Annotated in this window: 6 protein-coding genes; 5 read left to right on the top strand and 1 reads right to left on the bottom strand. The window is 68.2% G+C overall.

All coding sequences use genetic code 11. The features are described from left to right. Positions 1-113 precede the first annotated feature (113 nt). The gene (locus G9373_RS33595; protein ID WP_167119101.1) at positions 114-12,791 is read left to right on the top strand and encodes a non-ribosomal peptide synthetase; all 12,678 of its coding nucleotides are present in this window, start codon (positions 114-116) and stop codon (positions 12,789-12,791) included. Between the two features lie 120 nt (positions 12,792-12,911). After that, positions 12,912-14,621 carry a polysaccharide biosynthesis tyrosine autokinase gene (locus G9373_RS33590; RefSeq protein ID WP_133986307.1) on the top strand — a complete coding sequence of 570 codons (1,710 nt, stop codon included), beginning with the start codon at positions 12,912-12,914 and terminating at the stop codon, positions 14,619-14,621. Here the strand turns inward: G9373_RS33590 and G9373_RS33585 are convergent. After that, the gene (locus G9373_RS33585) at positions 14,586-15,104 is read right to left on the bottom strand and encodes a protein-tyrosine-phosphatase (RefSeq protein WP_011597644.1); all 519 of its coding nucleotides are present in this window, start codon (positions 15,102-15,104) and stop codon (positions 14,586-14,588) included. The two genes, G9373_RS33590 and G9373_RS33585, sit on opposite strands and share 36 nt — an antisense overlap. A 105-nt stretch (positions 15,105-15,209) precedes the next feature. Between G9373_RS33585 and G9373_RS33580 the strand changes: the two genes are divergently transcribed. The 3 genes from G9373_RS33580 to G9373_RS33570 form a co-directional block, all read left to right on the top strand. After that, a complete protein-coding gene (locus tag G9373_RS33580; RefSeq protein ID WP_005563241.1) occupies positions 15,210-16,532 on the top strand; it encodes a UDP-glucose/GDP-mannose dehydrogenase family protein in 1,323 nt (440 codons plus the stop codon). 131 nt (positions 16,533-16,663) lie between these two features. Then, a complete protein-coding gene (locus G9373_RS33575; RefSeq protein WP_167119098.1) occupies positions 16,664-17,623 on the top strand; it encodes an alpha/beta fold hydrolase in 960 nt (319 codons plus the stop codon). A gap of 115 nt (positions 17,624-17,738) precedes the next feature. Next, positions 17,739-19,049: Hsp70 family protein (locus tag G9373_RS33570; protein ID WP_206032922.1), on the top strand; the 1,311-nt coding region annotated here is incomplete at its 3' end.

Raw genomic sequence — 19,049 nt, 5'->3', positions numbered from 1 at the left:
CACGAGGCGCCCACGATGTAAGTCCCGTCGAGGCGCTGCCTCATGACTTTCGAGGTACGGCTGAGTGGCGGGACAAATGTGTGTCAAGGCCCTGTGAGGGCGGGGTGGCGGAAGTGAGCCCATTTCCGCTTTCGCGTGCGCAACAAGCGCTGTGGTTCGCTCAGCAACTCGACCCGGCCGTGCCCTTCAATATCGCCCAATTCGTCGAGGTACGCGGACAGCTCGACTACGACGTTCTCGTGTCGGCTACCGATCGCGGTTGTCGCGAGTTGGAGTCCGCTGTGGTCCGCCTGGTCGATGTGGCCGGTGAGCCCCATCAGGTGGTCGATCAGAGCATCGAGGATGCCCTCGTCTACCGGGATATGCGGGATCATGCGGATCCAGTCGCAGAGGCGCATTGCTGGATGACGGACGAATACAGCCGGCCACTCGACCTGACGACCGACCGGTTGATCGCCGCCACCCTGCTGCACCTCGGCGACGACCACTACTACTGGTTCTCCCGCACGCACCACTTGGTGATGGACGCATACGGCGCGATGGTGCTGATGAACCGTGTGGCGGAGCTCTACACCCATCTCGTCAGCGGAACGGAGGCGCCGCAGTCCAAAGCGATGAGTCTGCGCGCGATGTACGACGCGGAGACGGAATATCGAGCTACCGACCGATACCTCCGCGATCGCGAGTACTGGGCGGAGCGGACCGCTGAACTGCCCGAACCTGTCCGGTTGACGGATCGGCATGCGCGACCGACGTCGCCACCTCGGGTGTCCAGCCGTGTCATGGACGCGGCCGTCGCGAGCCGGATCGAGGCCCTGGCGCGCGCGTGGAACTCGTCCGAGGTTCCCGTCATCGTGGCTGCGTTCGCCGCGTATCTGGGACGAATGACCGGTGCCACGGACGTAGTACTGAGCCTTCCTGTTTCGGCTCGAACCACTGCGTCCGCGCGCCGTTCAACGGGAATGATGGCGAACATCGTGCCCCTTCGGCTTCATCTCGATCCAGCCGAAAGCGTGGAAGAGCTGGTTCGGAAGGTTCAACTCGAACTCACCGGAGCGTTGCGTCGTCAGCGATACCGCCACGAGGACATGCGGGAAGGCCGAGTACAACCGTCCCGCCACGGATTCGGCCCGACCGTCAACATCATGAACTTCCACCGCGAGATCGTGCTCGGCGAACTCGTGGGCGAGTTCAACGTACTGACGACCGGGGTGGCCGACGACTTGTCGCTCAACCTGTACCCGTCGGTGGACGGTCGCACCGTGCGCGTCGACTTCGAAGCCAACCCCGGCCGCTACGAAGAAGAGGAACTCGAACGGCTGTTGTCGCGGTTCGTCGACTTTCTGAGCGCCTTCACAGCCGTCGAAGGCGATGCCCCGGTGGGTGCAGTCGACGTGCTTACCGCGGACGAATGGGCCGAAGCGACGGCCGGCATCCCCGGGGTGGAGCCCGACGCCGCGTCACTGCACGAGTTGTTCCTGAGCCACGCAGCCGACCGCCCGGACGCGGTGGCAGTCACGTTCGGAGACGAGACGCTGACGTATGCCGAACTGGACGAACGCTCAGCGGCGGTCGCGACGTCGTTGAGCGAGGCGGGCGTCGTCGGCGGCGATATCGTGGCCGTCGCGATGCCACAGTCGCCGGATCTGATAGCCGCGATCATTGGAGTGGTGCGCGCCGGCGGTGTCTACCTGCCCGTCGATCCGCAGTACCCGGCGGAGCGCATCCAGTACCTGCTGGACGACGCGAAGCCGGTGGCGGTGATCGCCGATGCGGCTGCGCCCCCCGTGAGTACTTCTTACCCACGGGCGGTTAATAAGTACTCACGGGCACGAAGTGCATATGTGATCTATACGTCCGGATCGACCGGCCGGCCGAAGGGCGTGCTCGTGACGCACGGCAATGTGCTGTCGTTGCTGGCGAATACGCGCGACGAGTTCGGATTCGGTCCGGACGACGTGTGGACGATGTTCCACTCACCTGCCTTCGACTTCTCCGTGTGGGAGATGTGGGGCGCCCTGACCACCGGTGGCCGACTGGTTCTCGTCGACCACTTCCTGGCCCGTTCACCCCGCGAATTCCAGGACTTGCTGGTTCGTGAAGGCGTCACCGTCCTCAACCAGACACCGTCCGCGTTCGGCCAGCTAGCCGAGATCGACGACGACGCGGAACTGGCGGTCCGACTGCTCATCTTCGGCGGTGAAGCGCTGGATCCGACACCGGTGTGGCCGTGGCTCGAACGGCATCCCGGAGTGCGCGCCATCAACATGTACGGCATCACGGAAACGACCGTGCACGTCACCCGCGCCGAACTCGACCCCGCGACGCCCGATGCATCAGCGACCATCGGCCGTGCGCTACCGGGTGTGCTGACCTATGTGCTCGATTCCGCGCTGCGCCCCGTACCACCGGGCGGCGTGGGGGAGCTGTATGTGTCGGGGGCCCAGGTCTCCTCCGGATATCTGCACCGCCCCGGGCTGACAGCGGAACGGTTCGTCGCAAACCCGTTCATCGAGGGCACCGTGATGTACCGATCCGGTGATCTGGTTCGGTACCGCGGCGGTGGCCGCCTGGACTATGTGGGACGCGCCGACGCTCAGGTCGAGTTGCGCGGATACCGGATCGAACCGGGCGAGATCGAGGCCGCCCTCTTGCGGCATCCCGACGTCGAACGAGCGGTGGTGGTCCTCCGCGACACGGCTGTCGGACGGCAGCTCGTCGGATACGTGGTGGCCGACGCCGATCAGCCGACCCTGACCAAGCACCTGCGTGCGGTCCTGCCCGACCACATGGTGCCCGGCGCACTGGTGCATGTTCCGGCAATTCCGTTGACCGTCAACGGAAAGGTCGACCGTGGCGCCCTCCCCGATCCCGGCATCCTGCTCGAGGACGCGCAAGGCACCCACACTCCCATCGAAGACGTGGTGGCCGACGTGTTCGCCGAAGTGCTCGGCGGCGCCGAGGTGGGGACCCGGCACAACTTCTTCGACCTCGGCGGCAACTCGCTGCTCGCCACCCGAGTATCCGCGCGCGTGAGCGCCGTCTTCGACATCGACGTGACGGTGAAGGACGTGTTCGAGGCCCCCACCGTCGCCGAGTTGGCGTCCCGGATCGAGGAGCGTTCCGGTGGCGAGCGGCGACGTCCCCCGCTGCGGCCCGCGTCGAGCGACGGTCGCATTCCGCTGTCGCCGGCGCAGCAGCGGATGTGGTTCGTCAACCAATTCGACACCGGGGCATCGGGATACAACCTTCCGCTCGTCGTGCGTCTCGACGGGGATCTGGATGTGCACGCCCTGGCATCCGCGGCCCGCGACCTGATCGAACGGCACCACACTCTGCGCACCGTGTACCCGTCCGATGCCGATGGCGTGCACCAGGTCGTGCTCGACGCGGGTGAGGTTTCGCTGGATCTGACCCCGATCGCGCTGCCGGAGGACGCAGTCGACGCGCACCTGCGTGCGTTCGTCGACAGCGGATTCGATGTGTCCGTCGACGCGCCCATCCGGTCGCGGCTGTATCGCGTCGGACCCGAATCGCACGTGCTCGCGCTCGTGGTGCATCACATCGCCGCCGATGCGTGGTCGCTGACCCCGCTGATCCGCGACACGATGACGGCGTACCAGGCCCGCCTCGACGGCAGCAGCCCCGAGTGGCTTCCACTGCCGGTGCAGTACAGCGACTACAGCGTGTGGCAACGGGCCGTCCTCGACGACGCGTCCGCAGACACCGTGCAGCAGTACTGGCTCGACACCCTCGCAGACCTGCCCGAGCAGGTCACGCTGCCTGCCGACCGCCCGCGCCCAGCCGCGGCGTCCGGTCACGCCGGCACGGTCGGCGTCGAACTCGATGAACAGCTGCACGACGCGCTGAACACGCTGGCCCGCAACGGACGGGCCACCACGTTCATGGTGCTGCACGCCGCACTTGCCGCCGTCCTCTCGCGATACAGCGGCAGTAGTGACGTACCGATCGGCACCGCCGTCGCCGGCCGCACCGATCCGCAACTCGACGACATGGTCGGGATGTTCGCCGGCACCCTCGTACTGCGCACCGCGGTGGACCCGACGGCGACCTTCGCGGAACTGCTCGCCCACGTCCACGAACGGGACATCGCCGCCTACACGCACGCCGACATGCCGTTCGAGACTCTGGTCGAGCTGCTGAACCCGGCGCGCTCGACGTCCCATCACCCGCTGTTCCAGGTCGCGCTGTCGATGCAGCGGAGCCGAATCGGTCAGGTCACGCTGCCCGGACTGACGGTGACACCCGTCGGTGACGTGGTGGACAGGGCGAACTTCGATCTGCAACTGACCGTCACCGAGTCCGGCCCCGGCGGACGCATGCACCTCGACTTCGGTTACGACGCAGACCTGTACGAGCACGCGTCGATCGAACACTTCGCGTCGCGGCTGGTGCGGTTCCTCGAGGCCGTCAGCGCAGACCCGCAGCTTCCGGTGGGCGACATCGACCTGTTCGATGCCGCGGAGCGCGCCGCACTGGTGCCTGCCGTCGGCCCCGGTGCGCCGGAGCCGACGACGCTGCGCTCCATCCTGACCCGCGGCGTCACCCTCGCACCGGACGCTGTCGCGGTATCCGGCGGAGGCGTCGAACTCACCTACCGCGAGTTGGACGCGCGCTCCGACGCGATGGCACGTGAGCTCGCAGAGAACGGTGCGGGACCCGGAAGTCTGGTTCCGTGGGCGGAACCGAGATCGGTGGACTCGGTGGTGCGACTCTGGGCCATCGCGAAGACCGGTGCAGCGCCAGTGCTGTTCGACCCCGCGCGCACCCCATTCACCCCAGGTGAGTGGCACAGTGTGTCGGACCACGCTTTGCCACTCACGTCCGAGGCAGCGTACGTCGTGTACACGTCGGGAACGACGGGCACACCCAAGGGTGTCGTGGTCACGCACGGTGGTCTGGCCGCACTCGACGCCGACCTGCGCGAGCGGTACGCGGCCGGTCCCGGCTCCCGGATGTTGCATCGCGGTGCGACCGGATTCGACATGACGCTGCTCGAGGTCCTGGTCGCCGGGGCGTCGGGAGCCACGCTGGTGATCGCGTCGGACGCCGAATACGCCGGTCCGCCCCTCGCCGACCTGATGAAACGCGACCGCATCACGCACGCGTGCATGACACCGACGATCCTCGCGACCCTCGACGAACGGAAACTTCCCGACCTGCAGATGTTGATGGTCGGTGGTGAGCGGCTCGGCAGCGAGTTGGCGAACCGCTGGGCGGACGGCCGTCGCCTGTACAACGCCTATGGCCCCGCCGAGACCACCATGTACACGCTCAGCACCGGACCGCTGGTGGTGGGGGAGCCGGTCACGATCGGCACACCCGTGCACGGTGTGTCCGCGGTGGTACTCGACGACCGGCTGCGTCCGGTGCCGCCCGGCGTGTCCGGGGAGCTGTATCTGGCGGGCAGCGGGCTGGCCCGCGGGTATGCGGACCAGCCGGGGTTGACGGCGGAGCGGTTCGTCGCGGCCGAAGACGGTGCACGGCTGTACCGCACCGGTGATCTGGTGCGCTGGCGGAAGACCGCCGCCGGATACGAGCTCGAGTACCTGGGCCGCAACGACTCCCAGATCAAGATGCGGGGAGTGCGCATCGAGCCGGCGGAGATCGACACCGTCATTGCCCGGCTCGCCGACGTCGTCTTCGTCGGCACCGTCGTGCGCACCTCCGACGCCGGCACCGAGATGCTGGTGTCCTATGTGCTGCCGCGCGGCCACATCGACACCCACGATCTGCGACGTCGCCTCGCCGAATCCTTGCCGGCATACCTGGTGCCGACCGCCGTGGTGGTGCTCGACGCCGCGCCGCCCACCGCGAACGGCAAACTCGACCTGCGGTCGCTGCCGATGCCGGACCTGGCGGTCGCCGAGAACGAACCGCCGAACACCGACACCGAACGCGCGGTGGCACGGGTGTTCGCGGACATCCTCGGAATCGAGAACGTCGGCCGTGGGACGCACTTCTTCGACGCGGGCGGCAACTCCCTGCTGGCCACGCAGCTCACGGCGCGGCTCACCGACTCCGTGGGTCACGTGGTGCCGCTGCGAACCCTGTTCACGCACCCCACCGTTGCCGAACTGGCCGAAGCCCTCGACGACGCAGTCCCCGAGACGGACCTGCGTCCCGCCCTCGTCGCCCGCCCTCGACCGGACCGCATTCCGCTGTCCCGCAGCCAGTACCGCATGTGGGTGCTGAACCGAACCGACCCCGAGTCACCGACGTACAACCTGCCCGCCACCGTGCGGATGGAGGGAGCGCTCGACGTCGACGCGCTGACCGCAGCTTTCGAGGACGTGATCCGGCGGCACGAGACGCTGCGGACGCGGTACCCCGTGGACGGCCATCCCTACCAGGAGATCCTCGACCCCGCACCGCTCGACCTGGATCCGGTCGACGTGGACGATCCCGCCGAGTTCATGGAACAGTTCGCATCCCGCGGATTCGACCTGACCCAGGACCGGCCCATCCGCGTTGCACTGTTGCGCCTGAACCCGCGGTGTCACGTGCTGGCCGTGAACATCCATCACATCGCCGCCGACGGGTGGTCGCTGACCCCGCTCGTCTCCGACGTGCTGAGTTCCTACGCCGCGCACTGCTCCGGGATTGCCCCGCAGGGTGATCCGCTGCCACTGCAGTACGCCGACTACGCCGTGTGGGAGCGGGAGCTGCTGGACGGCGACCACGGGCAGCGCCGCGTCGAGCACTGGCGTCGAGCGCTGGACGGCGTCGACAGCACGGCACCACTTCAGTCGGATCGACCGACGAGCACGTCGCAGCGCGCAGGTGTCGTCGAATTCGAGGTCCCGGCGGGTGTGCAGCAGACCGTGCACGACCTGGCCGCACAGCACCACGCGACCCCGTTCATGGTTGTGCACGCGGCGCTGTCCGTGGTGCTGTCGAGGCACGGAGCCCAGCCCGACGTCGTCGTCGCCACGGCCGTCGCCGGGCGCGGGGAACGAGTGCTCGATTCCTTGGTGGGCATGTTCGTGAACACCCTCGCGCTGCGGGCACAGGTACAGCCGGACATGCCGTTCACCGGGCTCCTCGCGCAGGTCCGGGACTTCGACGTCGACGCATTCGAGCACGCCGATGTGCCGTTCGAGGTGGTGGCCGGACTGCTCGGTGGTCGGACCCCGCAGGTGGCGCTGGCGCTGCAGAACCTGCAGATCCCCACCCTCGAGGCGGCGGGTATGACGGTGACGGCCGAGGAATTCGACACCGGAACAGCGAAATTCGACCTCCACCTGACGCTCACCGAGACGTCCGACGACGGTGCCCCCGCAGGTTTTCGCGGTGCCGCGGTGTACTCGGCCGACCTCTTCGATCACGCGACCGTGCAGGCCTTGGTGACCAATCTCGGACGGGTGCTCGAAGGGATCTGCGCCGACCCCGGCATGGCAATCGGCGACCTCGCGTTGACCGACACGGAACCCCTCGTCGGTGCGCGACCCGCCGGTGAACGCACCCTGGCCGAGATCCTGACGGCCACCGCCGCCACATACCCCGACAACGCTGCACTCACCGACGGCGACATCACGTTGACCTACCGCGAGGTGGATGAGCGTTCCGACGTGCGGGCACGCGAGCTCACAGCACGGGGCGTCGCACCGGGCGACGTCGTCCCGATCGACCTGCCACGATCGTCGGACTTCGTGATCGAACTCTGGGCCGTCGCCAAGACCGGTGCGGCGTTCAGCCCCGTGAGCGGTTTCGGTGATCAGGGCTACCAGAAGTGCGCACGGGACGTGGCGTACGTGATTCATACCTCGGGCTCCACGGGCACACCCAAGGCCGTCGCGGTCACGCACCGCGGATTGGGGCCGCTCACCGCAGAGGTGGTACGGCGATACCGGGTGGGTCCCGACGACCGTGTACTGCACGGCTACAACCCCGCCTTCGACGCCGCGCTGCTGGAGATGCTGCTCGCCTTCGGTTCGGGCGCCTGCCTGGTGGTCGCGCCCGACGACGTCTTCGCCGGTGCCGAGTTGCATCGGCTGCTGGTCGATCAGCGTGTCACGCACTACCTCTCCACACCGTCCGTCCTTGCCACACTCGACCCGCGCGGGCTCGAGTCGGTGCGCGTCGTGGGCGTCGGGGGTGAGGCACTGAGTTCCGAACTGGCCACGACCTGGAGCGCCGGACGACTTCTGCTCAACGCCTACGGTCCGACCGAGTCGACGGTGGTCGCGACGCTGACCGAGGTCGACCCGGCGTCCGCGCGCGGTGCGGTGACGATCGGCGCGCCGATCCCCGGAACCACCGCGGTAGTGCTCGACACCCGGTTGCGGGCCGTTCCCGTCGGCGGTGTCGGTGAGCTCTACCTCGCCGGACCCGGACTCGCCCAGGGCTACCTCGGCGCACCCGGCCGGACGGCGGAGCGGTTCGTCGCGGCGTCGGACGGCACCCGCATGTACCGCACCGGAGACGTGGTGCACCGACGGGCCGACGGCACCCTCTCGTTCATCGGGCGGGTCGACCGCCAGGTCAAGCTGCGCGGCATGCGCATCGAACCGGCGCAGGTGGAGGCGGCGTTGCTGGAACTGCACGGCGTCGAGCAGGCCGCCGTGTCGGTGCAGCGACACGACCTCGTCGCCTTCGTCGCCGGAACGCACATCGACTCCCGCGCTCTGCGACAGCAGCTGACGGGACACCTGCCCTCGTACCTGGTGCCGCCTCGGATCGTCACGATGGACACGTTGCCTCTCACCGCCAACGGCAAGCTCGACGTCGCAGCGTTGGAGGCCTGGGACGACGACGTGATCGCCACACCCCCTCGCACCGCGGTCGAGGAGATGGTGGCCGGCGTGTTCGTCGACGTTCTCGGCTCCACTCGGATCGGTGCCGGGCACAACTTCTTCGAAGCGGGCGGCGATTCGCTGTCGGCGACCGCGGTGACGGCCCGGCTGTCTGCGACGTTCAACGTCGACGTCCCGGTGCGCGTGCTGTTCGAGAACCCGAGCCCTTCGTCGCTCGCTCGGTGGTTGGGCGGCCCCTCGTCGGGAGTGACGCGGCCGGTGCTCGTTCCACGCCCGAGCGGGGCGCGGTTGCCGCTGTCTCCCGCGCAGCAACGCATGTGGCTGCTCAGTCGGGTGAACCCCGATACCGCCCTGCACAACATGGTTTTCGTCACGCGGGTCGGGAGTGACGTCGACGCCGAGGCCCTCCGGCTGGCAATGCGGGACGTCCTGCAGCGGCATTCGGTGCTACGCACCGTCTTCCCTGATGACGCCGAAGGTCCGTACCAGCAGGTGATGCCTGTCGAGTCCGTGTCCGAGGACCTCGCCGCGGAAGCGGACTTCTCCGTCGACACGTGGAGCGCTCGGCCGTTCGACCTCACCGCCGAGACCCCTGTGCGGGTGAAGCTGTGGCGCACCGACAGCGGCGACTACGCCCTCGCTGTCGTGGTTCACCACATTGCTTTGGACGGCGGTTCCATGGGACCGCTGCTCGCCGATCTCGATACCGCCTACCGGTGCCGCGCGGACGGTACGGCCCCGCAGTGGGTGCCACTGGCCGTAGATTACGCCGACTACGCCCTCTGGATGCGCGAACTGCTCGGGGCGGCCGCCGATCCCGACAGCGTGGCTCGCGCGCAGCTCGAGCACTGGGCGCACGTGCTCTCCGGAGTGGGGGCACCGCTCCCGCTGCCGGCCGATCGTCCCCGGCCGGAACTCCCCAGCCACATCGGGGCGAGTGTGGAGTGGACGTTCGAGGACGACCTGCGGGAGCGGGTGGTCGCACTGGCGCGCAGCCGCGGAACGACCGTGTTCATGGTGCTCCACGCAGCCCTCGCGGTCCTTCTGGCGCGCCTGAGCGGACAGTCCGACGTGGTGGTGGGCACCGTGGTCGGCGGCCGTCCGGACCCGGCACTCGACGCCGTGGTGGGGATGTTCGTCGGCACCGTGGCACTGCGCACCGCGGTCTCGCCGGCGCAATCGTTCGAGGAGTTTCTGGCGGACGTCCGCACCGTGGACCTCGACGCACTTGCGCATGCCGACGTCCCGTTCGACGACGTCGTGGCGCACCTGGCCCCGCAACGGTCCGCGGCATACAACCCGCTGTTCCAGGTGATGCTGACGTATCAGCGCGCGGTGGATTTCCCGCAGCTGTTCCTCGGCACGGACGAGTTCCACCCCGATGTGCAGGCGACAGAGTTCGACCTCGTGTGGGATGTGACCGACGCAGCCGAGGCCATGACGGTGCGACTCGACTACGCCACCGACCTGTTCGACCGGCGGACGGCGCTGACACTCCTGCGACGGTTCGGTGCGGTCCTCGAGTCGGCCCTGACCGACCCTGCGGCAGCTGTCGGTGACCTCGAAATCCTCGACGACGCCGAACGCGCCCAACTCGAGCAGGGGCCCCGGCCCGTGGCCACACCGCGGACGCTCGGCGACATCCTCGAAACCCGGGTTCGCGCAACCCCGACCGCCGTCGCACTGGCGGATGGTGACACACACTGGACCTACCGCGAAATCGACGAACTGTCGGACCGCTGGGCTCGCGCGCTGGCCGCACGCAATATCGGGCCGGAGGACGTCGTCGCGGTGGCGACCACCCGCGGCTGGCACTGGATGGTGGCGGTGTGGGCGGTGACCAAGGCCGGTGCGGCGTGGGTGTCGCTGGATTCGACTCATCCTGCGGAGCGGCTCGACTGGATGCTGAAGGACTCGCGCGCGGTGCTCGGGTTGACGGTCGACGGCATCGGAGATCTGCCTGGATCCGTCGACTGGCTGCGGCTGGACGACGAGCCCTCGGGTGACGCGGATCCGCTGGCGCCCGACGTGGACAACCCGGCGTACGTGATCTACACGTCCGGGTCCACCGGTCGGCCGAAGGGCGTCGTCGTTCCCCACCGCGGACTCACGACACTGCTCGCCACCCCTGCGTACGATTCGGCCGCGCAGGATGGCGAGGCTGTGCGGGTGCTGCAGTTGACCTCCCCGACTTTCGACGTTTCGGTGTTCGAGATGCTGTGGGCGGCGTCGTCGGGTGGTGCTCTCGTGGTCGCACCCGCATTCACCTATGCTGGCGACGAATTGGCTGAATTCCTGGTGTCACAGAAGATCACTCACTTCACCGCCACGCCGACCGTGCTGGCCTCACTCGACCCGGAGAGCCTTCCGCCGTCCACCGTCGTCGTCGGGGGAGAAGCACTTCCGATGGACCTTGCCGACCGCTGGGCACGACGGCACCGACTGTTCAACGCGTACGGCCCCACCGAGTTCACCATCGACGCGTCCGTTGCGGGCCCCCTCGAACCCGGACGTCCGATCACGATCGGAAGCCCCCTGGACGGCAACGCCGTGTTCGTCCTCGATTCGCGCCTGCATCCCGTGCCCGACGGGGTAACGGGCGAACTGTATCTGGCCGGTAGCGGCATCGCCCGTGGATATGTGGGTCGAAGTGATCTCACAGCAGGACACTTCGTCGCGCACCCCTACGGGAAACCAGGGGAGCGGCTGTACCGCACCGGTGACATCGTGCGGCGAGACACGAACGGGGGGCTGGAGTACCTGGGTCGCAGCGATTCCCAGGTGAAGATTCACGGAATCCGGGTAGAACCCACCGAAGTCGATGCCGTGTTGCTCAGGCATCCCGGCGTCCAGTTCGCCGTGACGATTGCGCTGCCGAATTCGACAGAGACCGTTCTGGCCTCCTACGTCGCGGGCGCCGCGGATCTGACGCCCCGGTCCGTCGTCGACTTCGCGCGCGGCCGGCTACCGCGGCACCTGGTCCCGTCTTCGGTGACGGTCGTGGACACGATGCCGCTGCTGCCGTCCGGCAAACTCGACCGGGCAGCATTGCCGGCACCGAAGATCGAGCCGACCGAATCCGCGGTGCCCGCAGGCGAACTCGAAGAGACGATTGCGGCGGTATTCGCGGAGGTGCTGGGCGTCGCCGGCATCCCCGCCGACGAAGCCTTCTTCGCCCTGGGCGGCACGTCGATGGGCGCCGCCTCGGCGGCGACCGAACTGCGCCGCCGGCTCGAACGCGACGTGCCCATCGAGTGGATCTTCACCGACCCCACGGTGCAGCGTCTGGCCACGCGGATCGAAGACGGCGCACACCTCGAGAGCTTCTTCGACACCCTGGTGGAACTCCACCCTGCCGGTGCCGGAGCCCCCCTGTTCTGTGTGCACCCGCTCGGCGGATTGGCCTGGTGCTTCAGCGGTCTCGCGGATCATGTCGGCGACCGTCCGCTGTTCGGACTGCAGGCGACCGGGGCGCCGGACCTCCCCGAGACGCTGCCGGACCTGGCCGCGCGGTACGTCGACGCGATCCGCGTCGTCCAGCCGGAGGGCCCCTACCATCTGCTGGGCTGGTCGCTCGGCGGCACCATCGCCCACGAAATGGCCGTCCAGCTCCGCGAAGCCGGCCACGAGGTCGCATGGCCGGCACTCCTCGACACGCTTCTGCCGCAGCATCAGCCACCCGAACCGGAAACCCTGAGTGAGGACGAGTTGATCGCGCAGTTCGGCGCGTACGTGAGCGTCGAGCGACTGCGCGAGATCCGCGCCGTGATCGAGCGACTCGAGCTGATCGCGTCGACCCACAGCCCCCGCGTGTTCGACGGCGACATCGACCTCTTCGTCGCCGCCCGGGACCTGAACCGGCATCCGGATGTCGTGGACGCCTGGCGTGAGTACACCGACGGCGTCGTCACCGCGCACCACATCGATACCACCCACTCCGAGATGGCAGACCCAAGACCGCTCGCCGAGATCGGCCGACTGCTTCGGAGATCGGGGGACCACGGCGGACCGTGATGCACGTGACGCCGACAGTGGACCTCATCACTACGATGTAGCGATTCAGTCGGGTCAAGACGATGTGAATGACAGCTCGATCGCGCCGCTGAGCGTGACGCAATTGGAAGAGACTCGATAATGGAAATTCAGGACTACCTGCGAATTCTGCAATCACGTTGGAAAATCATCGCGATCACCACCGTGGTGGCGATCCTCGGTGCGCTCGGGGCGTCGTTGCTGACGACTCCCATCTACGAAGCCTCGACGCGGTTGTTCGTCTCGACGTCTGCGGGGTCGTCGGTGAACGAGGTGTACCAGGGCAACCTGTTCTCGCAGCAGCGAGTGACGTCCTACACCAAACTGCTCACCGGTGAGACGCTCGCGCAGCGGACCATCGACAAGCTCGATCTCGGCGGCACGGCCTCGGCACTCGCCTCCCAGGTAAAGGCCAGCTCCGCGCCCGACACCGTGCTGATCGACGTCAAGGTGCAGGATCCGTCGCCGGAACGCGCCCGCGACATCGCCAACGCCCTGTCCGACGAGTTCGTCGTCATGGCCAGGGAGCTCGAGACCCCGGAGAAAGGCGGCGCCCCCGCCGCCCGGGTCGTCGTCGAACAGCAGGCACAGACCCCGTCGACTCCCGTCTCACCCAAGACGCTCCGCAACCTCGCGCTGGGTGCGGCTGTCGGACTCCTGCTCGGTATCGCCTTCGCCGTCCTGCGTGATCGCCTCGACAACACGGTCAAGGATCGGCGCACCGTCGAGGAGCTGGCCGGGTCCGCACTGATCGGCACCATCCCGTTCGACAAGGAGCGGCAGACGCAGCAGGCCATCAACTTCGCGGAAGGCAACTCCTCGAGCGCCGAGTCCTACCGGGAACTGCGGACCAACCTCCAGTTCCTCGAGGTCGACAACCCGCCGCGTGTCATCGTCGTCACCAGTTCGCTGCCCACCGAGGGCAAGACCACGACCGCCATCAACATCGCCCTCGTGTTGGCGGAGGGCGGTCAGAACGTGTGCCTGGTCGAGGGTGACCTCCGCAAGCCGCGGGTGTCGAAGTACCTCGGCGTCGTCGGTTCCGTCGGTCTCAGCAGTGTGCTGGCAGGCAAGGCCGATCTCGACGCCGTGCTCCAGCCGACGCAGTACTCGGGTCTCACGGTCCTGGCATCCGGACCGATCCCGCCGAACCCGAGTGAGCTCCTCGGAACGGAGACGGCCCGCCAGGTGCTGGCCGATCTGCGGGGTCGTTTCGACTACGTGATCGTCGACGCGTCACCGCTGCTGCCCGTCACCGACGCGACCGTGCTGACCGCGATGTCGGACGGCGCGCTGGTCATCGCACGGCACGCCGAGACCAAGCGGGATCAGCTGTCGAGGGCGGTGGGCAACTTGCACAGCGTGGGGGCAACCATCCTCGGAACGATCATCACGATGACGCCGAGCCGCGGGCGGGGCGTCTACGAGTACAAGTACTACTACGAGACCGACAAGTCTCTGCCGCAGATGCAGCAGGCCGCCGCCGTGCAGCCGCCCGTGCAGCAGCAGCCCCCTCAGCACCAGGCACCCCAGCAGCCGGCACCCCAGCAGCCGGCCCCGTACGTTCGCGACGAGTACCCGCCGCACCAGTACGGTCCGAACGGGGGAGATCAGCAGGAAGTGCCCGCCTATCAGGGCGCCCCGGCCTACCAGGGCGACCAGAGTCAGCAGTGGTACGGCGGTGCCGACCACTACGGCAACGAGCAGCAGGCGGGCGCGCCGGTGCCCCCCGCACCGAGACGCACCCGCCGCTACCGCGACGACCAGGAAGCTTGGTCAGAGACGGACGCTCCGCGCGACCACACCCAGTAGATCGGCGATCTCGGACCCGATGGTGAGGAATGTGTCCTCGTCCTGCCCCATCGGGTCCGGAACGTCTTCCGGGGTCTCGTCGGCCTTGTGTTTGGGACGTGCCGCAGCCAGGTCGGCCACCGACTTCGCATCCGCTGCTTCCGCGAGCCGCGCCGCCTCCCGGAGCGTGAACGTCTTCTTCAGCTGCTCCGGGGCCAGCGCCAGCACCTTCTCGCGCTGACGCTCGGTCATCGTCAACACCAGATCGGCATCCGCCGCCAGATCGGCGGTGAGCATCCGCGCGGTGAAATCGCTCGGATCACCGCCGAGCCCTTCGAGGACTTGCGCGGCCGTCGGTTCCATCGGGCGTCCGACCGCGGCGCGGGTACCTGCACTTTCGGCAGTCAGATCGGTGATCCCGAGCTCCTCGGCGTATGCCACTGCGAGGCGCTCAGCCGTTGGGGAGCGACAGACGTTTCCGGTGCAGACGAAGAGAACATGCATGGGCGAAGCATAGGGTCTCGCCTCGCACCGTTCGTACACGCACTGTTGGCTTCGAACATCAGTCGGGTAAATATCGCGCTCACCTGCACTGGTTATCAAGGGTGCATGCGCTGCACCGTGTTTGGAACCGGATACCTGGGAGCCACCCACGCCGCCTGTATGGCGGAACTGGGTCACGACGTCCTGGGCGTCGACATCGATCCCGGAAAAGTGGCGAAGCTCTCCTCCGGGGAGGTCCCGTTCTACGAGCCCGGGCTGGGGGAGGTTCTGCGCCGGAACATCGACGCCGGCCGACTGCACTTCACCACGTCGTACAGCGAGGCCGCCGAGTTCGCCGACCTCCACTTTCTCGGTGTCGGCACCCCGCAGAAGAAGGGTGAGTACGCGGCGGACCTGCGGCACGTGCATTCGGTGATCGACACTCTCGCGCCGCTGCTCGATCGTCCCGCCGTCATCGTCGGCAAGTCGACAGTTCCCGTCGGGACGGCGGCGGATCTGGGTGCGCGGGCCCGGGCGCTCGCCCCGGCGGGGGACGCCGTGGAAGTGGCGTGGAATCCGGAGTTCCTGCGGGAGGGCTTCGCCGTCGAGGACACCCTGCACCCCGACCGGATGGTGCTGGGAGTGGACCGCCAGCGCCCCGGACGCGCGGAGACCGAGTTACGCGAGCTGTATGCCCGCCTGCTCGGCGAGGACATTCCGTTCCTGGTCACCGACCTCGCCACCGCGGAACTGGTGAAGGTCTCGGCCAACGCGTTCCTCGCCACCAAGATCTCCTTCATCAACGCCATCTCCGAGGTCTGCGAGGCCACCGGCGCCGACGTCACCCAACTCGCCGACGCCCTGGGCTACGACGCGCGGATCGGCCGGCGCTTCCTCAACGCCGGTCTCGGCTTCGGCGGCGGCTGCCTGCCCAAGGACATCCGCGCGTTCATGGCGCGGGCGGGCGAGCTGGGCGCGAACCAGGCACTGCACTTCCTCCGGGAGGTCGACAGCATCAACATGCGGCGTCGCACCCGGATGGTGGAGTTGGCGGCGCAGGTGTGCGGAGGTTCGCTGCTCGGCGCCAACGTCGCCGTGCTCGGCGCGGCGTTCAAGCCCGAATCCGACGACGTCCGTGATTCGCCGGCACTCAACGTCGCGGGAATGATGCAGTTGCACGGGGCAGTGGTCAGCGTCTACGACCCGAAAGCCCTGGACAACTCACGAAGGCTGTTCCCGACGCTGAACTACGCGACATCGGCGGTCGAGGCGTGCGACAACGCCGACGCCGTGCTTCTGCTCACCGAGTGGGCGGAGTTCGCGGCCCTGAAACCGGAGGATCTGAACGACGTGGTCCGGGCCCGGGTGATGGTCGACGGCCGCAACTGTCTCGACGCCGCGGACTGGCGCGCCGCCGGGTGGGTCTACCGGGGGCTGGGCAGGGGCTGACCTGCGACGCGCAGGTTGCGACCGGGTCACCGAACGGATCGGACCGCGCGGTTCGGTAACAGCTGCGAAAGATCGCCCGCCGCGATTGCCGGACCGGTAGCGTCAGCCTCAATCGCAACGGAGGGCTGGCGATGTCGAAGGCACGTCACGGATCCCGACTCGCACTCCTGGCTGCCGTTGCCTGTGCGCTCGGTGTCGCCCCCGCTCGGGCGGCGGAGGTCCCGACCCTGCCGGGGCCGGCGCAATCCGACGCCGGCGCGGCCATCTCGTACGCGAAGCAGCATCCGCATTCGGCGCCGCCCGGGATCAACGATTTCTCGTGCCGCCCCGGTCCGGCGCACCCCCACCCCGTGATCCTCGTACACGGCAGCGACGGCAGTGCCTACGCGAACTGGGCCGGGCTGAGCCCGAAACTGAAGTCCGCCGGCTACTGCCTGTTCGCCCTCAACTACGGGCAGAGACCGGGCACCGAACACTATGGGATGGAAACAATGGCCGAGGGGGCGCACGAACTCGACGGTTTCGTCGCCCAGGTGCTGTCTGCCACGGGCGCCTCGACGGTCGACGTGATCGGGCACTCGCAGGGCGCGACGGTGGCCCGGTACTACATCAACAGGCTCGGCGGCGCGGCCCACGTGAGCCGGTGGATCGGTCTGGCGTCCCCGACCTACGGTGGGACGTTCTTCGGGATCGCGACGGCGGTGACGTCGGTCCCCGGGGGCAGCGAGCTGATCGAGCGTTTCGGTTCGGAGGCCCTCGCCGAGCAGGTGCAGGGATCGCCGTTCCTCACCGCCCTCAACGCCGGCGGTGACACCGTTCCCGGCGTCGAATACACCACGATCGGGACGCGGTACGACGAGGTGATCCAGCCGTACACCAACGTCGCGCTGCACGACCCCGGCGCCACCAACATCCTCGTCCAGGACCTGTGCCCGATCGATCAGACCGGCCATTTCAACCTGCCCTACGATCCGTTCTCCCAGCAACTGGTTCTCAACACGCTCGATCCTGAACACACGATCGTGCCGCCCTGCAGGTTCGTGCCGCTGGGCACGGGCATCGCGGGAGTGATCATCGCGAGCAACTTCTGAGTTGCCTCTCGCCGAACGGTTGCTCGGTTGCCCCGTCGGACCGCTTCGCTAGACTGCGGGCCATGGAGTGGGGGGATTCCGGATCGAACCCGTGCACAGTCGAGTCAGGCGGCCCATGAGTTCGGTTCTAGGTGTGTCGGTCGGTGCGAGCGCTGTGCGCTTGGCGCGACCCGACTCCGTGAACCGTGACGACGCCGGGAGCAGGCACGTCCCCGATTTCCGGGCCCAGGTCGTCGCCGCAGGGCGGGACCTGCCGGAGGAACTTGCCGCCGAATCGATCGGCGTCGTCCTCGCCGGGGCGCCCGACGCCGGGCCGGTCCGCGCCACCGGGGTCGCCTACCGCGACGAAGCCCAGGCAGACGCCGTCCAGGCGGCGATGGCCCGGCAGCAACTCGCCAACTACCAGCTCGTCACCGAAGCCTCGGCGGCGTTGAAGTTCCTCGACGTCTCGGGCGCCCTCGGTGACCATGCGACGCTCGTGTTCTACGACCTGGGCAGCTCCGGGCTCACCGTGAGCGTCGTCGACCGGGCGACGGGGGAGGTGGTGGAGACGGTCCGCACCGACGCGGTGAGCGGAGACGTCTTCGACCGGCTGATCCGCGACAACCAGTTGGAGAACAAGCGGATCGAGGAGCCCGGCGACGCGGCCGCCGGCCTCGCGCTCGACCTCCGCTGTCGTGAGGCGAAAGAGCGGCTCTCCACCGGCGGCGCCGTCGCGGTGCCCGGCGACGGCGGGCTGCTGTTGCTGTCCCGTGACGTCTTCGACGCGCTGATCGGTGTCACCGTCGAATCGTCGGCGCGCCTCGCCCGCGATGTGATCACGAAGTCGGGACGAACCCCCGATGCCGTGGTGCTCATCGGCGGCGGTGCACGCATCCCTCTGGTGCGGTCGGTGCTGCAGTCGTGGCTCGGGTTGCCGGTCGTCGTTCCTGATCACCCCGAACTCGTTGCGGCACAGGGTGCTGCGCTGCTTGCCCAGCAGGTGGTGCCGCCACCCGCCGAGGTCGCCAGGGTCCTCCCGCCGCCATACACGCCGCACTCCGCACCGGACGCAGTCGTATCCACCTACCAGGCGCCGAGCGCGACCGTCGCACGCACCGGTGCGCCGTCGAGTACTCCGTCCTGGCTGAGCGCCGCGGCGCCGCCGCCGAGTCAGCAGGTGGCCAAGCCCCAGATCCGGGGGGCCGCGCTGGCGGGCAGCGCGCTCGCCGTGGTGGCGGTGATCGGTCTCGGACTCGGGTACGGCAAGAACCTGTTGGCACGCACCGAGGGCTCGTCGCAGCCGGTGACCACACAACTCACCACCGAGTCGCCGGTCATGACCGAGGTGGCCACGCCGTCGCCGGCGACGCTCCCGCCGCCTCCGTCCGAGGCCGTCGAAGCGCCGATCCAGACGGCGTCGCAAATCCGGATTCCGGAGCCGGAG

This window comes from Rhodococcus sp. A14 (assembly GCF_011603105.1).
GTDB lineage: Bacteria > Actinomycetota > Actinomycetes > Mycobacteriales > Mycobacteriaceae > Rhodococcus_F > Rhodococcus_F opacus.
This window is presented reverse-complemented; position numbering and strand designations above follow the sequence as displayed.